The following is a 15740-nucleotide window of genomic DNA, read 5'->3' as shown; positions in this document are numbered from 1 at the left end:
CCGTGGGGGTGAACCGTCGGATCCCGAACTGTGGAAGCTTCTGCAACGCCAGTCCCCACGCCCGTGGGGGTGAACCGGCGCCCGGCAACACGGTACTCATCCCGTACGTCCAGTCCCCACGCCCGTGGGGGTGAACCGATCAACGTGTCGAGGTCGAACGCCACGATGTTCCAGTCCCCACGCCCGTGAGGGTGAACCGGCCATCTCCAGCGGCGCCTACGAGAGACGGCGGCCAGTCCCCACGCCCGTGGGGGTGAACCGCCGATGGTGTGCGTCGGGAAGCTGAAGTCGGACCAGTCCCCACACCCGTGGGGGTGAACCGACGCCGTACCAGATCTTCCGGCCGAGCATTATCCAGTCCCCACGCCCGTGGGGGTGAACCACGACCACGCGTGGCGGTGGTCGACCAGGTCGGCCAGTCCCCACGCCCGTGGGGGTGAACCGTGGGGCCAGGACGTGCCCGTCACGGACGAGCACCAGTCCCCACGCCCGTGGGGGTGAACCGGTTCCGCGCATGGTGGAATGGCGCGAGGATTACCAGTCTCTACGCCCGTGGGGGTGAACCGGAGCTGAACGCCGCGCTGCGCGACAAGGCCGACCAGTCCCCACGCCCGTGGGGGTGAACCGGCCCCCTGACGTGAGAGGGGGCGGCGTGCCATCCAGTCCCCACCCCCGTGGGGGTGAACCGCCGATCCAGATCGCCCCGGAGGAGTCCCAGTTCCAGTCCCCTCGGCCGTGGGGGTGAACCGCCCGGCCAGGCTGGCATTCGCCCCGGTCGGCGCCTGTCCCCACGCCCGTGGGGGTGAACCGCCGTACGCGGCGATGTCGTACGGACCCAGGTTCCAGTCCCCACGCCCGTGGGGGTGAACCGGAGCTGTCGGAGCCGTCGCCGGTCGAGCGCGTCCAGTCCCCACGCCCGTGGAGGTGAACCACCGGTGGAGGTCGGGTTCACGCTGAGTCCCCACGCCCGTGGGGGTGAACCGACTTTTAGAGCAGCCTCACGCCCAGGAGTAGCCCAGTCCCCACGCGCGTGGGGGTGAACCGGGCAACGCGCGTGACGTGTCGGCCGATCGCTCCCAGTCCCACGCCCGTGGGGGTGAACCGCCGCGCGGCAAGGTGGCCAAGGTGGTCCGTGCTGCCAGTCCCCACGCCCGTGGGGGTGAACCGGTGTAGGTCATGTCAGTAGAGGTGACCGCCGTCCAGTCCCCGCGTCCTTGGAGGTGAACCGAATCCGTGTCTGCTCAAGCTGGTCACGTCCTGCCGATCCCCACGCCATAGGGGTGAACCGGCACGTTGCACACCCGCCGCGCCGTCTACCAGGTGATCCCTACGCCCGTGGGGGTGAACCGCAGGGTTATTCGGCGCTTCTTCTTACCTGGGAGTTGCTCTGTTCTAGAAGCATGGCGTCGTAGAAAGGGGCGCCGTCCCAAGGTCGTGTTCGCCCCAACTTCTTGTAGCCCCAGGATGCGTATGCAGCTTGAGCTGGTGCTGCTTCGGGTTCGGGGCGCATTGTGAGCGTCACCCGTTCGGCGGTGAGTCCGTCCAAGAGGAGGGTGTGGAGGCGGCGGGCGATTCCGTGTCTACGCCAGGCTGCGCGGACGGCGAGTTCGATGATTGCGAAGGTGCGGTGGCCGTTCTCGTGGGTGAACGTCTCGGGCTTGGGGTCGAGGAGGCCTCGCCACCAGCGGGTGTCTGGTGGAAGTAGGAAGCCGAAGGTGAAGCCGATGACCTCTTCGGCTTGCCGGGCGGTCGCCAGTCGGAAGCCTGGTCTCTTGGTCTGGATGCGGAATCGGTCGATGAAGTCGGCGATGTCTTGGGGGCCTTCGTTGTAAGGCGGTTCGGCGTACACCTCCTCGTAGGTTGGGAGGATGGTGTCCAGCATTGAGGTCGCGTTGTCGTCGGCCCAGAGTGATACGGCTATCTGTTCGGGCATCTCAGGACCTTCCGTTCGTGTATTCCGAGATGGCTTCCAGGCAGTGTGTGGCTGAAGTTGTCTTGGCTGCGGCTACAAGGTCTCGGACTTCGATCAGGCGACGGAGTACGCGCGCTGATTCGACCTCGGCCAGTTCTGGCACGGCCTGCACGGCTTCGGCGGCTGCCTCGTCTATTTCCCCAGCGCTGGCCAGGCTGCGCGCGAGAGTGAGCCGGTAGAGGGCGAAGTTTCTTGTGTACTTGCGCTGCTGGTGCTGGAGCGAGGCACGCAGGAAGGGGATGGCGGCATTGTGACGGCCGCCGTCCACGTAAATGAGGCCTTGGGCGTATTCGAGTTCGGCCGGCCCGTGGAAGGCCGCCCACGCCGGGGTGGGCTGGCCGTTGTTGGTGCGGTCTACCGTGCGCATCGCGTGGGCGAGTTCTCGGCGGGCGCCGGAATCGTCGCGCATCTTGGCCAGGGCTCGGGCTTCGCGGGCGGCGATCAGGGAGATGAGGATCGGCGACTGGAGGGCTTCGGCTCGCTGGCGTGCGGCTTGGGCGAGGTTGTATCCCTCACGAGGACGGTCTTCGTGGATGGCCTGCATGCTCAGACCGGCGAAGGCGACGATTTCCAGATTCGTGTCCCGGAGTACGGTGGCCGTCGTGAGCGCTTCTCCCCAGTAGCGGCGGGCTTCGTCTTGGATGTCAGCGTCGTAGTGGAGCCAGGCACAATGTTCCGCGGCTTCTCCGAGGAGGAGTTGGAGTTGGCGGCCGATCGCCTCCGAGTACTGGCCGGTGTTGATCACTCGCCGGACGCGGCGGAAGTGCCGGAGGGCCAAGGAGCGTACGTCTCCACCTCCGTAGGCGTCGTCGAGGGCGTACAGGGAGAACAGTCCCTCTCGTAACTCGGTGAGATGGGCTGTGCCCACCGAATCCCCGCTGGCCAGGGAGGCGATGGCGGCCGTTCCGATGGCGTCGGCCAGGAAGGCTCGGCGGCCAAGAGTTGGCGGTGTGCTGGCGGGGGCGGGGCCCGGGAAGCCGAGGTCGAGTGGGCTCACTCCGAACATCGCGTGGAGGACTCTCCATGCTCGGGGGCGCGGGTTGGGCGGGTGGTCTCCGCGCCAGCGGCGGAATTGCCGCTCGGTCAGGGTGACCTCCTCGCGCAGCAGCTGGGCGGTCTGGGCGAAGGCTTCCAGGAATGCGGAGGTGCGTCCCCAGCCGCGTGTGATGCATTCCCGGTCGAACAATGTCCGTTGCTCGGTCACGTCCGCCTCATGGAGTTGGATGGATGCTCCTCACCGTAGCCTCGGACGTTCTCGCGTAAAGTCCGGCGGCTGCTCGGAAAGTCCGGGGTAAGTCCGCTGGAACGTCCGGAACGGTGGTTACCCGCCGGATTACTGTCGTCGCGTGAACGGAACAGACGACTTCGTGGATGAGCTGCGGGCCGCGGAATTGCGGGAGGCGCTCGTCGAACGCATGATTGCCGACGGGCGGGTCACCGGGGAGGTGACTGCGGCGGCCTTCCGGGCTGTACCGCGGCATCGGTTCGCGCCGGCGGGTACTCCGCTGGAGGACGTCTACAACGCGGCCGACGCGGTGATCACCAAGCGGGACGAGCGTGGTGCCGCAGTTTCCTCGATCAGTGCGCCGTTCATTCAGGCGCGGATGATCGAGCAGGCCGAGCTCGCGCCGGGGATGAGCGTCCTGGAGATCGGGTCCGGTGGCTACAACGCCGCTCTGCTGGCCGAGGTGGTCGGTGAGAAGGGTCGTGTGGTCAGCGTCGACATCGATCCGGAGGTGGTCGACCGGGCGTGTGCCGCGCTGGAGGCGACCGGGTACGGCGACTCGGTCACGGTCGTGTGCGCCGACGCCGCTGGGGGAGTGCCCGGGGACGAGGTCTTCGATCGGATCATCGTGACGGTGGGGGCGCCGGACGTTCCGCCTTCCTGGCTGGCGCAGCTGGCCGCGGACGGGGTGATCGTGCTTCCGCTGATCGCCAAGGGGATCACCCGGTCGGTCGCTTTGCATCGCCGGGGCGACCACCTCGTCAGTACCTCCGCTGAGGTGTGCGGGTTCGTTCCCATGCAGGGTGAAGGGGCGCGGCCCGAGCAGGTCGTGACCCTTCCCGACGAGCGGGGGCTGCACGTTCAGCTTCGGTTCGCCGGTGAAGGGCCGGACGATCCGAGGCTGCTCGATGGGGTTCTGGGGACGCGCCGTAGTGAGGCGTGGTCCGGGGTCACCATCCTGAACGGCGTTTCCTTCGCTGACCTCCATCTGTGGTTCGCCGGGTTCCTGCCGGGCTTCTGCAGGATGGCCGCTGCCGAGGGCACCACCCTTGCCGCTGAGCGGAAGGGCTGGTTTCCCTTCGCGGCCGTACCCCCGGATCTCGGGGACTCCTTCGCGTACCTTGCGATCCGTTCTGCTCCGGAAGGCGTCGAGTTCGGAGCGCGTGCCTATGGCCCGCACGGCGACGAGGCGGCTGCCGCGATGGTCGAGCAGATTCAGGCGTGGGACGAGGTGGCCCGGCACGTACCCTCTCCTGATTTCGCCTTCTGGCCTGTCGGCATCGAGCCGAACCCCGTTCAGGACTTGGTCAGTGCGGCCTTTCCGACGCCGCACGGGCTGATCACGATCTCCTGGCCTGCGGCGGACTGACCAGACCCGGCGCGGGACGGGATGCACCACACCCAACCCCGATGAAGGAGTGTGATCCGATGGCTCCACCGCTCGGCACCATCCAGATCCCGGACACCGGCTTCGCGCCGGACGAGTTCGGCGATGAGGACTTCGTCCTGGACATGCGCGTCGTCGAGGCGGTAACGCCGCTGGTGGAGATGATGTGCAACACCGACGACGGGTGCGGCAGCACCTGCGGTGGCAGCGCCTGCAGCACCAGTTCCAACGACCCGGCCTGATCAAGGTACGACCGCCGACGCTCGTCTCGGGCGTCGGCGGCATCCCCGTGGAACCCGGCTCAGATGAGGTCACCATGCCCATCCGCTATCGGCACGCCGATCTGGTTCTGGTACGAGCCAGTACCTGCCCCGAAGATTTGGATCCTCCGGCCCATCTGAACGGGCGGGAGTGGCTGGCCGGACTATGGGTCCGGGATGAGGTCCGTCAGGGGCTGAGCCTGGCCAGTCCCGTGCTGGCGGCGAGTATCGACAAGCTTCTGAAGCCCGGCGTCGACCCGACCGAGAAGGAAGTTCGGCGGGTTTCGCTGTCGGTGGCCGCGTACTTGCTGCGCTGGAAGCGGCGGGCTACGCCGTTCGGGCTGTTCGCCGGGGTCGCCGCTGCCCGGCTTGGACCGGCGGCGGTCAAGATCGGGACCGCACACCGGGCGGTGGCCCGTCCCGACGCCCATTGGCTCATGACGGTGATCGATCGGCTGGAGAAGCATCCCAGGTTGCGGCCACACCTGATGGTGGTGGCCGACAGCTCCGCCTTCGTGCGGGACGGTCGTCTGATCACGGCTCGGCGGGCCGACGCGATGGCTCGTGTTCTCGGGCCCGTGGTTGAGAATTCCGTTCGCCATACCCGACCAGTTCAGGTCGCGATGGCCGAGGCGGCCACGCCGATTCGGTTCGATGAGCTGGCCACGCGGTTCCCGGGCGTCGCGCCCGAGAAGGTCGCCGGGCTGCTGAATGAGCTGGTCGACCAGGCGTTTCTGATCACCAATCTGCGTCCGCCGATGACCGTGACGGATCCACTGGCTCATCTGCGTGAAGCCTTACACCTGGCGGGAGCGTGGCGTCTGCCCGACCTGGCAGTCCTGCTGGAAGAGCTCGACCAGGTTGCCGCCCGGCTGACGCACCACAACCACCACGAGGCTTCGGCCCTGGCCGTTGACCTGCGGCTGGATGCGCAGATCACCTTGCCCGAGCCGGTGTTCGCGGAGGCGGAACGGGCAGCCGGTCTGCTGCTCCGGCTGACGTCGCGGCCCTTCGGGTCAGCGGCGTGGCTGGACTATCACTCCCGGTTTCGTGGCCGCTACGGCGATGGAGCTCTGGTTCCTGTACGGGAGTTGGTGGCCGACTCAGGGCTTGGATATCCCACCGGCTATCTCGGGGCGCCTCGTGCCCGGCCCGTTTGGCGGATGCTGAGCGATCGCGACGCGGCTCTCTTGGCGCTCATCCAGAAGGCCGTCGTGGATGGGGCCGAGGAGATCGAGCTGACCGAGGCCGACATCGACGAGTTGACCGTGGGTGACCACGCGGACGTCGTGCCGCCGGACCGCGTCGAGCTTGGTGTCGCCGTTCAGGTCGCGTCGGCCGAACACATCGACCGGGGCGCCTTCCAGCTGTGGATCACGGCCGCGCCGCGCGCTCACACCAGCATGGCCGCGCGGTTCGCCCACCTGCTCGATGAATTCGATCGGGAGTCGCTCGCCGCGACGTACACGACTGACCAGGCCGTTGCGGTTCAGATCTCCTTTCCGCCGCGTAGTCCGCACAACCAGAACGTGGTGCGTGTGCCGCGTCTTCTCCCGGACGTGGTGGCACTTGCCGAGCACTCCGACGGCGAGGTGATCGGCCTGGACGACCTGGCGGTCACCGCCGATGCGCACCAGATGTACCTGGTCCAGCTCTCGACCGGCAGGCGGGTCCAGCCCAGGATTCCGCACGCTCTGGAGACCACGGTCCACACCCCGCCGCTCGCCCGGTTCCTGGCCGAGGTCGCTGACGCGCGGAGTGCGGTGTTCGGTCCTCTCGACGTGGGGGCCGCGCGCACGCTGCCTTACATTCCGCGGATACGGCATCGGCGCATCGTGCTGGCCGCCGCCCGCTGGATTCTCACCGCCGCTGACCTGCCTTCGTCTGTAGACCAGGCGGGGTGGGAGGCGGCGCTGACCTCCTGGCGTCGCCGGTGGAGGGTGCCGGCGTGGATCGTGCTCTGCCAAGGCGAGCTCCGGCTGCCGCTCGACCTTGATCGGAGCCTGGATCGCGACCTTCTTCGGGCGCGGCTCGAACGCGCCGGGCGGATTGAACTCCAGGAGGCCGGGCCGCGACACGGCATGGACTGGGCCGGGCGGCCGGTTGAGCTGCTGATCCCGATGACGCTTGCCGCTCCGATTTCGCGACCGCTTCCGACGACTACGCCGCCTGGTCCGTGTCATCGCCCGGGACACGCGGACGTGGTCCACGCCCAGATCAGCGGCAACCCTGCCCGGTTCGACGACATCCTGACCGATCACTTGCTCGCCTTCATCGCCACCCTCGGAGACATGGTCGAACACTGGTGGGTTCGGCGGCATCGTGACATGACCCGCGTTGAGAGCGACCAGCACCTGGCCGTGTTGCTGCGGCTGAGCAGCCCGGAGCAGTACGGTGCCGTGACCGCACGGCTGGCCGCTTTCGCCGCGCGTTTGGCCGAGCTCGGGCTGCCGGGAGAACTCATCCTGGTGTCTTACTCGGAGCAACCCGGCCGGTACGGTTCCGGGTCCGCATTGCAGGCGGCTGAGCGGGTGTTCGCCGCCGACACCGCGGCTGCCATTGCGCAGATCGGCTTGGCCAATACCGCAGGGGTCGCTGCTCAGGCGCTCGCCGCCGTGTCGATGGCCGATCTGGCCGCCGCGTTTTCTCCTGATCCCGGGGCGCTGTTGAGATGCCTGAACCAGGAGTACGGCGCACTGGATCGGTCGTTGCGGGACCAGGCTTTCCGCCTGACCGACCTTCGGTCGCTTCCGGGTGGTGACGTGGCGGCCGCTGCCTGGCAGGACCGACGGGCTGCGCTGATCGCGTACCGGAATGAACTGGCCGCGCAGCGTGACCCGGCCGACCTGCTGCGCACTCTGCTGCACGAGCACCACCGGCGTGCCCTGGGCGTGGATCCCGCCTACGAGAAAGTCACTGGGCGGCTGGCTCGCGCGGTGGTTCTGCGGCAACTGGCCCTGGCTGGTGCCCGATGAGCACTGCCCAATCCCTGGCCTCCGGTGTGGCCGGGACCGCACTGCTGGCCGTGGAACGAGCGCTGACGGGGTCCGGACCATGGGCGGATGTCCATACGTCCATTCGGCAGGTCGTGGCCGAGCCGATCGATGCCGCTCCGCATGCCGCGTTGTACTACGGCGCTCCGGCGATCAGTTTCCTCCTGCACGCTGCCACCAGTGGTGACCGTCGCTACCTAGGCGCAGCCACGTCCCTTGACGTGCATGTATCGGGCTTGGCTCGGCGCCGTCTGACCGTTGCTCATGAGCGCATGGAGCATGGTGAGGCCCTCTCCTTTCGCGAGTACGACCTGATCTATGGGCTGACCGGGATCGGCGCCCTGCTGCTGCACCGGCATCCTGGTGGTGATGTTCTTGCCGACGTTCTACGTCATCTGGTCCTGCTGACCCGTCCGTGTCGTCTGGACGGTGTCGAACTGCCGGGATGGTGGGTGGCCCACGATCCGGATCGGCTGCTGCCCACGCCCGGCGGTCACGCGAACTTCGGGATCGCGCATGGTGTGGCCGGGCCACTCGCGCTGCTGTCTCTGGCCACCTCGCGCGGTTGCCTGGTCGATGGGCAGGCCGAGGCCATTGAGGTGCTGGCAGCTTGGTTCGATCGCTGGCGGCAGGACTCTCCAGAAGGCCCTTGGTGGCCGGAGTGGATCACCAGGGAGGAACTGCTCACCGGTCGGCTTCGGAACGGCCAGGGCCGACCGTCGTGGTGTTACGGCGCGGTCGGGATCGCTCGCGCACTCCAGCTTGCGGGTCTGGCCACCAGCGATTCCGCTCGTCGAGCGGCTGCCGAGGAGGCGCTGGTCGCCTGCTTGGCCGATCGGCAGCTCGACTTGGTCACTGAGCCGGGTCTGTGCCACGGAATGGCGGGGGTGTTTCAGACCGCGTACCGGGCTGCTCTCGATGCTGACGATTCCGCCATACGACAGCGGCTTCCCGCAGTGGCGCAGCGCATCGACGCCCAGTGGGACGACCAGGACACGGGACTCCTGACTGGAACCGCCGGGGTGCGCCTCGCCCTGGAGACAGCGATGGACTACGTACCGCCCAGATCGGGATGGGACACATGTCTGCTGATCGCCTGATCTGCGATGCCGTATTAGAGGTGGTGTCTGGAGCGCGTGTGGTCGATGTCGCCGCCGTTGCGGGCATGGACCCCGTCGATCTCGGCGAAGCCGTGGAGGTGTATCACTCCGCCGGCCTGGCGGCGCTGCAGCGGCGGGAGGATCACGAGTGGTACCAGGTGCGGGTCCGATTCCCTGACTGGAACACCGCCGAGGCAGTCGTCGCCTCGCGACTCGGCCCCGACCTCGACCAGCTCCAGACCGCCGGGTGGTGGTTCCTGCGCAAACATCCTCACTGGCGGATACGGCTCCGCCATGCCGACACTGCGTCCGTCGACGAGGTCCTCGATCGGCTCGTCGTTGCCGGAGTTCTCACCGGATGGCAGCGGGGTCTGTACGAGCCTGAGACCGTCGCCTTCGGGGGGTCGGTCGCTCTTCGCGCTGTTCACGAACTGTTCTGTGCCGACAGTCGCGGTGTGTTGGACCACGTCCGCCAGGGCACATCGGGCCTTGGCCGTCGTGAGTTGTCCCTGCTCCTGCTCGGCGCCTTTTTGGCCGCTGCCGAACTGGACACCTTTGAACAGGGCGATGTCTTTGCGCGTGTCGCGCGGCTCCGTCCCACTCCTGACTCGGCAGCGTTGCCGCGAATTCGGGAGATGGCGGCCAGCGCTCGGATTCTGCTGGCCGCTCCTGGAGCTGGGTCTTCCTGGCGGGACGCCTTCGTTCGGGCAGGTCGGCAGCTTCATGAGGCGGCCGTGGGTGGCCAGCTGGAACGCGGGATACGCGCCATCCTCACCCACCTGATCATCTTCCACTGGAACCGGATTGGTCTGTCGGCCGGCGCCCAGGCCGTCCTTGCCCGCGCGGCTAACGCCGCCCTCCTCCCGGAGGACTGATCATGAATGCCACCACGTTGGACGCCGTCGTTCGTCGGTTCCCGCTCCTTGGGCGGCCTCGTCCCGCCTGCCCGTCCCTGGTTGAGCAGGTCGAAGAGGTCGCCGGCATCGCGGCGGCGGCTTCCGGTGTCGACAGGCTGGCCGAGGGGGCGCACGCCCTGAACAAGGCCGCCCTGGTGCTGAGCGACTGCGGGCTTCATCAGGAGGCCCGTGATCTGTGCTGGCGGCACATCAACGTCTATCGACAGGCGTCGACTCTCAGCGCGCTCCAAGCCCGGTACCTGCTGGAACCTGTCATCAACCTCGCCAGGCTTCAACTGCGGGAAAGTAACGGTGACCGTGCGCTTCACCTGTTGGAAGCGGTCTATCAGGCGGTCACCAAAGGCAGCGAGTTGGTCGTCGATGGGCACGCCTTGCCGGTGGGCGATCTCGTCGGCACCCGGGAAGAGCATCAGAAGTTACGCGAGTGGGTCTGGCTGCAGTACATAGGTGAGGGCATTCGAGCCCTGACGCTCTCCGGGCGATGGGACGAGGCGGCCATGCACGCGGCCGAGCACCGGGGGATCGGGCTGCACCTCATGGAGGGCAGGCAGGTCGCCATCATCGCGCCCCTCCTGCATGGTGACCTGCACACGGCGCGGAAGCTGTTGGAGGAGAGCACTCCCGCCTACCCATGGGAACGACAGGTGTTCTCGTGCCTGACGGTGATGTGTGGCGACCAGACTGCCCGCCGTGACATGGTCGAACGCTTCCACGACACGGAGCCGGCTCCCGGCTACGCGTCCTTCCGGGCTCGGCTCGGACTGGCCGTGGTCACGCTGCTGGGCGATGACGATCCGTCAGAGACCAGGCACGTCTTCACACGTGTGATCGCTGAGGCCATTCAGGCGGGCGACGGGTACGCTGCCCGAGACGTGCTCGGCCATCGCCTGAGAATGAGCGATCTGGAGCGCGAAGCGCTGTCGGGTCTGGTGACGGCTTCTGGCCTCGGTGCCAGGGCGGTTCCAGCGCCCTTGCTCGATTTGCTCCTCGACTCGGTGAAGACGGCTGAGAACGCGCTGGTGGCCGTCATCGCGGAGGGGGCTCGACCAGGTCCGTCAGGCTGCTGATCATCCGTGCGCCGTGCGGCAGGAACTCGCCTGCCTCCAATCCGTCGGGGCGGATCAGGGCGGCGAACATCCCGTACCGGATCGGCTGTTGGCAGTCCTTGATCATGGAGCGGCCGACGAAGACGACCCGATCGGGGCGGCACACCGCCGCCGTGGTGACCATCTCGTAGAAGATGCCGTCGGGTTTGCCCAATCCCAACTGGCCCGATTGCAGGAACACGGCGAACAGTTCGTCGATCCCCGCCTCTTGCAGTCCCCATCGCCGGTCCAGGCCCGGGTTGCTGTCGGTGCCCAGCACCAGGCGGAACCCTGCGGCGTGCAGGCTACGCACCGCTGCCGCGTACTCGGTCCGGACCGGGGGCATCCCCAGCGACGGAGCCACGGTGGCGTCGTTGCCGATCAGAGCCGCGTAGTCGAGTACCAGGCAGGTCATGCCGTCGAGCCATGACGCAGGCCTTTCCGCCTTACTGGCCATACATCTCCTTATCTTCTGGTGACGACCTCACCTGCGGTGCCCGCTCCACCCCCCGGTACGAGATGGCGGCGCCTCACGGCGTTGGGTCCGTGAGACGCCGCCGGAGGACGAGGGCAATGGCCAACCCTCATTCCTCAGGTACGGCCGAGCTGTCCCCTCCTTGATCAGCGGGCCGTACGTCAGGGGTCACCGAGGCGGCAGGACGCCGGAGCGCATCAGCGTCATCTCCGCTTCGAGGACGGCTCGGCGGAGCTCTTTCGGTGTGGGGGCGGTGATGACGAGAGGCTCGTTGACCGGCCACTCGGCGATGGCGCAGAACTGGCGCTGCCAGGTCAGCCAGATGATCAGCCAGCCGGAATGGTCGTGGTTGAGTTCGTCGGCGAATCGGTGCCCGGCGTAGTGGTCGATGCGCCGATCCTGGCGAGGGGTACGGGAGGACCCTGCGTGGTGATCGCCTTTGGGGCGCCGGAAGCGTTCGATGGCCTTGCGCAGCAGGATCACGACGGCTGCTCCTCGGCGGCCCGTTCGGCGACGCGCTCCTGTCGGTTGATCTCCCTGGCGAGGGCGGCGAGGTCGTCGGCGTCGACGGCCCGGCAGGCGCCCGCTTCTCGTGCCGCCTTGTCAAAGTCCTCCTTGCGCCAGGCCCATAGGCGACCGATGTCGCTGGTCAGGTATCTCCAGGTGTCCGGGACCTGGGGCGTTGGGCTGGGCACGGTGCGGACCTCCTGTGCGCGGGAGAGAGCACGTCGCGTTCCCGACGTGAGAGGGCGGTTCGGAGGCCGGTGGGAGGTCGGCCGGGTCCGGGGACGGTCGATGCGGTGTCGCTGAGCGGGCACCAGCACGGGGGTCTCGTCCGGGGGAGTGACGACCGTGGGAACGGTGGGCCGGGGGAGCGGCTGCGGTCCGGCCGCGCGGCGGGCCTCGAGACGTTCGGCGGCCTGAGCGGAGGTCGGCGGGACGTACTCGTGGTCGTCCTGGTGGGAGCAGGTGTGGGCGTAGGGTGCGTGGCCGCAGAGGCCGCAGCCCATGGGCATGGGCGTCGATGGGCCGAAGCAGGCGCAGTTGCCCGACTGCGCGGTATCTCGTTCGAGGGTCGCACTAGGGTTGGCCACGGGTCAGGCTCCATCCTGATCAAGGGCTCGTCCGGTCGTTGCAGCGCCGGTCGAGCCCGCCTTTTTGCGAGCGCGAGGTTCGACATCTGTAATGGTGCGATTACAAAACGGCCCTTTGGAAGGTCGTGCAGAGGACTTAAATCGGCCACCCAGAGGACTTTCAGTAAGCAATTCATTGCTTAGGGTTGCCGAACAGGCCTTTATGGCTGACGCTGGAGTCCTCCAATAGTCGATCCGCCTCGGGGAGCTCGCATGGCGAGGGAGACCGGCAACATCAAGCTGAAGGCGGCCCGTCAGCACGCGGGCTACGCCTCACAACAGGCACTCGTCGACGCGCTCGCCCGCGCCGGCCTCGATCTCGGCATCACCGACGCGGAGGTCAGCCTTCGACAAGTGCGCCGTTGGGAAAGCCCGACGCCGCCGTGGCCGCACGCCACTCACCAGCGGCTTCTTGAGCACACCCTCGGCCTGCCGATGGATCAGCTCGGCTTCACTCCGCCGTGGGGTGCGCAGGCCGAACGGGCGAGCGCCCCTGTTCGCGCGGGGCAAGGTGCAACGATGCCGCTGCCTCTGCCGTCTCCGGGGAGTGGGACGCAGCCCGCGTCCATCGCTCTCGACTACGCCAACGTGACCAGGTCACATCGGCGGCTGTACTGGCGTGTTCAGCCGCCGACCATCCGGGCCGCTGTCGCTGAGCACGCCCGGCTGGGTCTTCAACTGCTCAGCGAGATGAGCGGTGCGCCGCGGCAGACCCTCGCCGCCGCGCTGGCCGAGTCATTGCTGCTCGTGGGGCGCATCGACTTCTTCGACCTCCGGCAGCCCGATGACGCGGAGGGCAGGTTCGTCGAGGCCCTCCAGGCGGCTGGGGCGGCGGACAATCAGCTTTTGGGGTCGGCCATTCTGGCGCACTCGGCGTTCGTGCCCGGGTGGGCCGGCGAAAGGGATAGTGCGGCCGAGCGGCTACGCGCTGCGAGGGTCTATGCGCGGCGTGCGGAGGGCGTACCGGATCAGTTCACTGCCTGGCTCCACGCGGTGGAGGCCGAGTGTGAGACGCGGTGTGGCAAGCACCGTGAGGCGCTGAAGGCGATCGGGCGTGGCGAGGAGGCTCTCGGTGAGGGGGCCGATGTGGCGTTGCCTGAGTGGTTCGACTGGTTCTCGCCGGTGCGGCTGGCGGCGTTCAAGGGGAACACGCAGCTCAAGGCCGGTCACCTGCCGCAGGCCAGGGAGACACTGCTTCAAGTCCTGGGGCAGCTCTCCGACGAGGCCCGTAAGCAGCGCACGGTCGTGCTCGGCGACCTGGCCGCCGTCGAGGCCGCCGAGGGGAACCCTGAGGCGGCCTGCGCGCGGGCCATCGAGGCGCTGGATCAGCTCGCCGTCACCTGGTACGCGGCGGGGATGGAGCGGCTTCGCGATCTGCGGCGGTCCATGGATCAGTGGTCTGAGCTGGACTGCGTGATGGAGCTCGACAATCGCCTGTACGAGTGGCGGACCACCGTCAACGCGCTTCAGCGTTGAACGCCTGGATCTTTCCTGGCAGCTCGGCCAGCGAGTCGATGCGCATGGATGGGATGCGGTCGGCGTCGGGGTGCGATTGCTGAATCGTGCCCCAGGGGCCTCGGCGGATCAGGGCCGTGGGCATTCCGGCTGTGGCCGCCGGGAGGATGTCGTTGTCCAGGCGGTCGCCGACGTAGAGGATCTCGTTCACTTCGAACGGGACTGCTTCGGCGACGCGCTTGAAGAACTCTGGGTCTGGCTTCGACGCGCCCCAGTCGTCTGAGGTGCCGATGAGGTCGACGTCTTCTGAGAACAGAGTGCGGAGGATGTGACCTGCACGGACGGTCTGGTTGCCTGCGACGCCCAGCCACAAGCCTGTTGCGCGGAGTTCTGCTAGGGCTGGGCGGACGTCCTTGTACAGGTCGTCTTCGCTGAAGGTTTCCGGTTGTCCGGCTGCTGCGCGAGCTTCTCGTTGTTCGTAGAGGTCGAAGCCGGGGCGGAACAGCTGGAAGGTGTCCCGGTAGTCGCGGCCTTGGGCGATGACGGCGCCGAACATGGCGCTGAAGGTGTGGCGGGGGATGCCGAGCCAGTCGGCCCAGGTGCCGTATTCACGGCTCTCGTCGACCAGGCATTCGCCGACATCGAAGACAACAGCTTGGATCATGGCGGCAGCATATTCAGGGCCGCTCGGGTGATGACGCTCCGATCGGTGCCTCGTCGTCAGACAGCTCTGGGTTGGGGTCCAATACGGCAGTACAAGCCATGGAAGTCTTGTCCGGGAATGCGGTCATTCCGGCCCGTGACTCCAAGGGATGCTGCCTTTCCACGGCGTCGTTTGTCAGTGACAATTTGTCCAACGTGGAAATACTTACCCTCAGCGCTCGGCCGCCCGCACCGTTGATGCGCATCGAGGCGGAAGTACTAGGTGAGGCCCTCTCTGGAGAACGGTTGCTCCGCATGTTGTGCTTCCTTCGCGCAACGCGGGTGCTTAGTCCTGCCGAATGGGGGCATCATGGCTTCTCTTGTCGATTATCACAGATACCTCGGGGAGGGAGTCGTCCCCTCGTGAGGCTGGTTAACGCAGGTCAGGGCCTAGCTGTCCGTACAGAGACTCGACTTGCGCAAACCCCGACACCAGCGTTTGCGCAGGTCGGCGACGTTTGAGCAGCTCAGGAAGTCCAGTCCCCACGCCCGTGGGGGTGAACCGATTTTCTTCGGAAAGAGGAATGCACTTTTCGCCCAGTCCCCACGCCCGTGGGGGTGAACCTGTACTTGCGTCCTTACACGTGTTATTTGTCCGCCAGTCCCCACGCCCGTGGGGGTGAACCAGGCATGTCCCCCCATGATCGGATACAGGTATCCAGTCCCCACGCCCGTGGGGGTGAACCGGGCTGCGGCGCGCCGTGGTGGGCGGCGACCCCCCAGTCCCCACGCCCGTGGGGGTGAACCGGATCTCGGTGTGCCCACCATGGGTGGCGACATCCAGTCCCCACGCCCGTGGGGTGAACCGGCCACGCCGGGCTCCTGCACGATCGGCACCACCCAGTCCCCACGCCCGTGGGGGTGAACCGCTGGCCGCCTGGAGGCCCGCCGCGCCCGGGTGCCAGTCCCCACGCCCGTGGGGGTGAACCGGGTGTGGTGACGGCCGGTTGGGGGACCTGCCACCAGTCCCCACGCCCGTGGGGGTGAACCGACGGCCAGGACGTACGGGTCGGGGTTCTTCAGCCAGTCCCCACGC

Annotated in this window: 13 protein-coding genes and 1 CRISPR repeat array; of the genes, 7 read left to right on the top strand and 6 right to left on the bottom strand. The window is 67.5% G+C overall.

The annotated features are described in order from the left end of the window. Positions 1-1354: 1354 nt before the first annotated feature. The gene (locus tag ACYQ78_RS13845; protein WP_459801215.1) at positions 1355-1933 is read right to left on the bottom strand and encodes a GNAT family N-acetyltransferase; all 579 of its coding nucleotides are present in this window, start codon (positions 1931-1933) and stop codon (positions 1355-1357) included. Between the two features lies 1 nt (position 1934). Beyond that, positions 1935-3176 carry a hypothetical protein gene (locus ACYQ78_RS13840; protein WP_459801214.1) on the bottom strand — a complete coding sequence of 414 codons (1242 nt, stop codon included), beginning with the start codon at positions 3174-3176 and terminating at the stop codon, positions 1935-1937. Positions 3177-3318: 142 nt separating this feature from the next. On the opposite strand from ACYQ78_RS13840, the gene fxlM reads away from it, so the two are divergent. The 6 genes from fxlM to ACYQ78_RS13810 are packed head-to-tail and all read left to right on the top strand — an operon-like array spanning position 3319 to position 10921. Then, complete coding sequence (gene fxlM / locus ACYQ78_RS13835) at positions 3319-4566, top strand: methyltransferase, FxLD system (protein WP_459801213.1); 1248 nt, start codon at positions 3319-3321, stop codon at positions 4564-4566. A gap of 59 nt (positions 4567-4625) precedes the next feature. Continuing rightward, on the top strand, positions 4626-4826 hold the full coding sequence (locus tag ACYQ78_RS13830) for an FxLD family lanthipeptide (protein ID WP_459801212.1): 201 nt from the start codon (positions 4626-4628) through the stop codon (positions 4824-4826). Then, the gene (locus ACYQ78_RS13825; protein WP_459801211.1) at positions 4769-7819 is read left to right on the top strand and encodes a lantibiotic dehydratase; all 3051 of its coding nucleotides are present in this window, start codon (positions 4769-4771) and stop codon (positions 7817-7819) included. Before ACYQ78_RS13830 ends, ACYQ78_RS13825 begins: the two co-directional genes overlap by 58 nt. Next, positions 7816-8937, top strand: coding sequence for a lanthionine synthetase C family protein (locus ACYQ78_RS13820; protein ID WP_459801210.1), 1122 nt, complete (start codon positions 7816-7818; stop codon positions 8935-8937). The genes ACYQ78_RS13825 and ACYQ78_RS13820 overlap by 4 nt, the downstream gene beginning before the upstream one ends. After that, entirely contained in the window at positions 8919-9812 is an 894-nt protein-coding gene (locus tag ACYQ78_RS13815; protein ID WP_459801209.1) for a thiopeptide-type bacteriocin biosynthesis protein, read from the top strand. The genes ACYQ78_RS13820 and ACYQ78_RS13815 overlap by 19 nt, the downstream gene beginning before the upstream one ends. 2 nt (positions 9813-9814) lie before the next feature. Continuing rightward, positions 9815-10921, top strand: a complete 1107-nt coding sequence (locus tag ACYQ78_RS13810) for a hypothetical protein (protein WP_459801208.1) — start codon at positions 9815-9817, stop codon at positions 10919-10921. Here ACYQ78_RS13810 and ACYQ78_RS13805 read toward each other — a convergent pair. The 3 genes from ACYQ78_RS13805 to ACYQ78_RS13795 all read right to left on the bottom strand — a co-directional run bounded on the left by ACYQ78_RS13805 (position 10881) and on the right by ACYQ78_RS13795 (position 12508). Further along, complete coding sequence (locus tag ACYQ78_RS13805; protein ID WP_459801207.1) at positions 10881-11396, bottom strand: HAD family hydrolase; 516 nt, start codon at positions 11394-11396, stop codon at positions 10881-10883. The two genes, ACYQ78_RS13810 and ACYQ78_RS13805, sit on opposite strands and share 41 nt — an antisense overlap. A gap of 186 nt (positions 11397-11582) precedes the next feature. Continuing rightward, positions 11583-11897 carry a hypothetical protein gene (locus ACYQ78_RS13800; protein ID WP_459801206.1) on the bottom strand — a complete coding sequence of 105 codons (315 nt, stop codon included), beginning with the start codon at positions 11895-11897 and terminating at the stop codon, positions 11583-11585. Continuing rightward, positions 11894-12508, bottom strand: coding sequence for a hypothetical protein (locus ACYQ78_RS13795; RefSeq protein ID WP_459801205.1), 615 nt, complete (start codon positions 12506-12508; stop codon positions 11894-11896). Before ACYQ78_RS13795 ends, ACYQ78_RS13800 begins: the two co-directional genes overlap by 4 nt. 252 nt (positions 12509-12760) lie before the next feature. Between ACYQ78_RS13795 and ACYQ78_RS13790 the strand changes: the two genes are divergently transcribed. Next, a complete protein-coding gene (locus ACYQ78_RS13790) occupies positions 12761-14023 on the top strand; it encodes a transcriptional regulator (RefSeq protein WP_459801204.1) in 1263 nt (420 codons plus the stop codon). Here the strand turns inward: ACYQ78_RS13790 and ACYQ78_RS13785 are convergent. Further along, positions 14004-14666: an HAD family hydrolase gene (locus ACYQ78_RS13785; protein WP_459801203.1), complete on the bottom strand. Its 663-nt coding sequence runs from the start codon at positions 14664-14666 to the stop codon at positions 14004-14006. The genes ACYQ78_RS13790 and ACYQ78_RS13785 overlap by 20 nt on opposite strands. Before the next feature lie 514 nt (positions 14667-15180). Next, a CRISPR array of direct repeats spans positions 15181-15694; the repeat unit is 28 nt; unit sequence CCAGTCCCCACGCCCGTGGGGGTGAACC. Positions 15695-15740 lie beyond the last annotated feature (46 nt).

It is taken from the genome of Herbidospora sp. RD11066, assembly GCF_054661255.1.
Note: the sequence above shows the minus strand (reverse complement) of the source record. Positions and strands in the feature narration are given on the sequence as shown.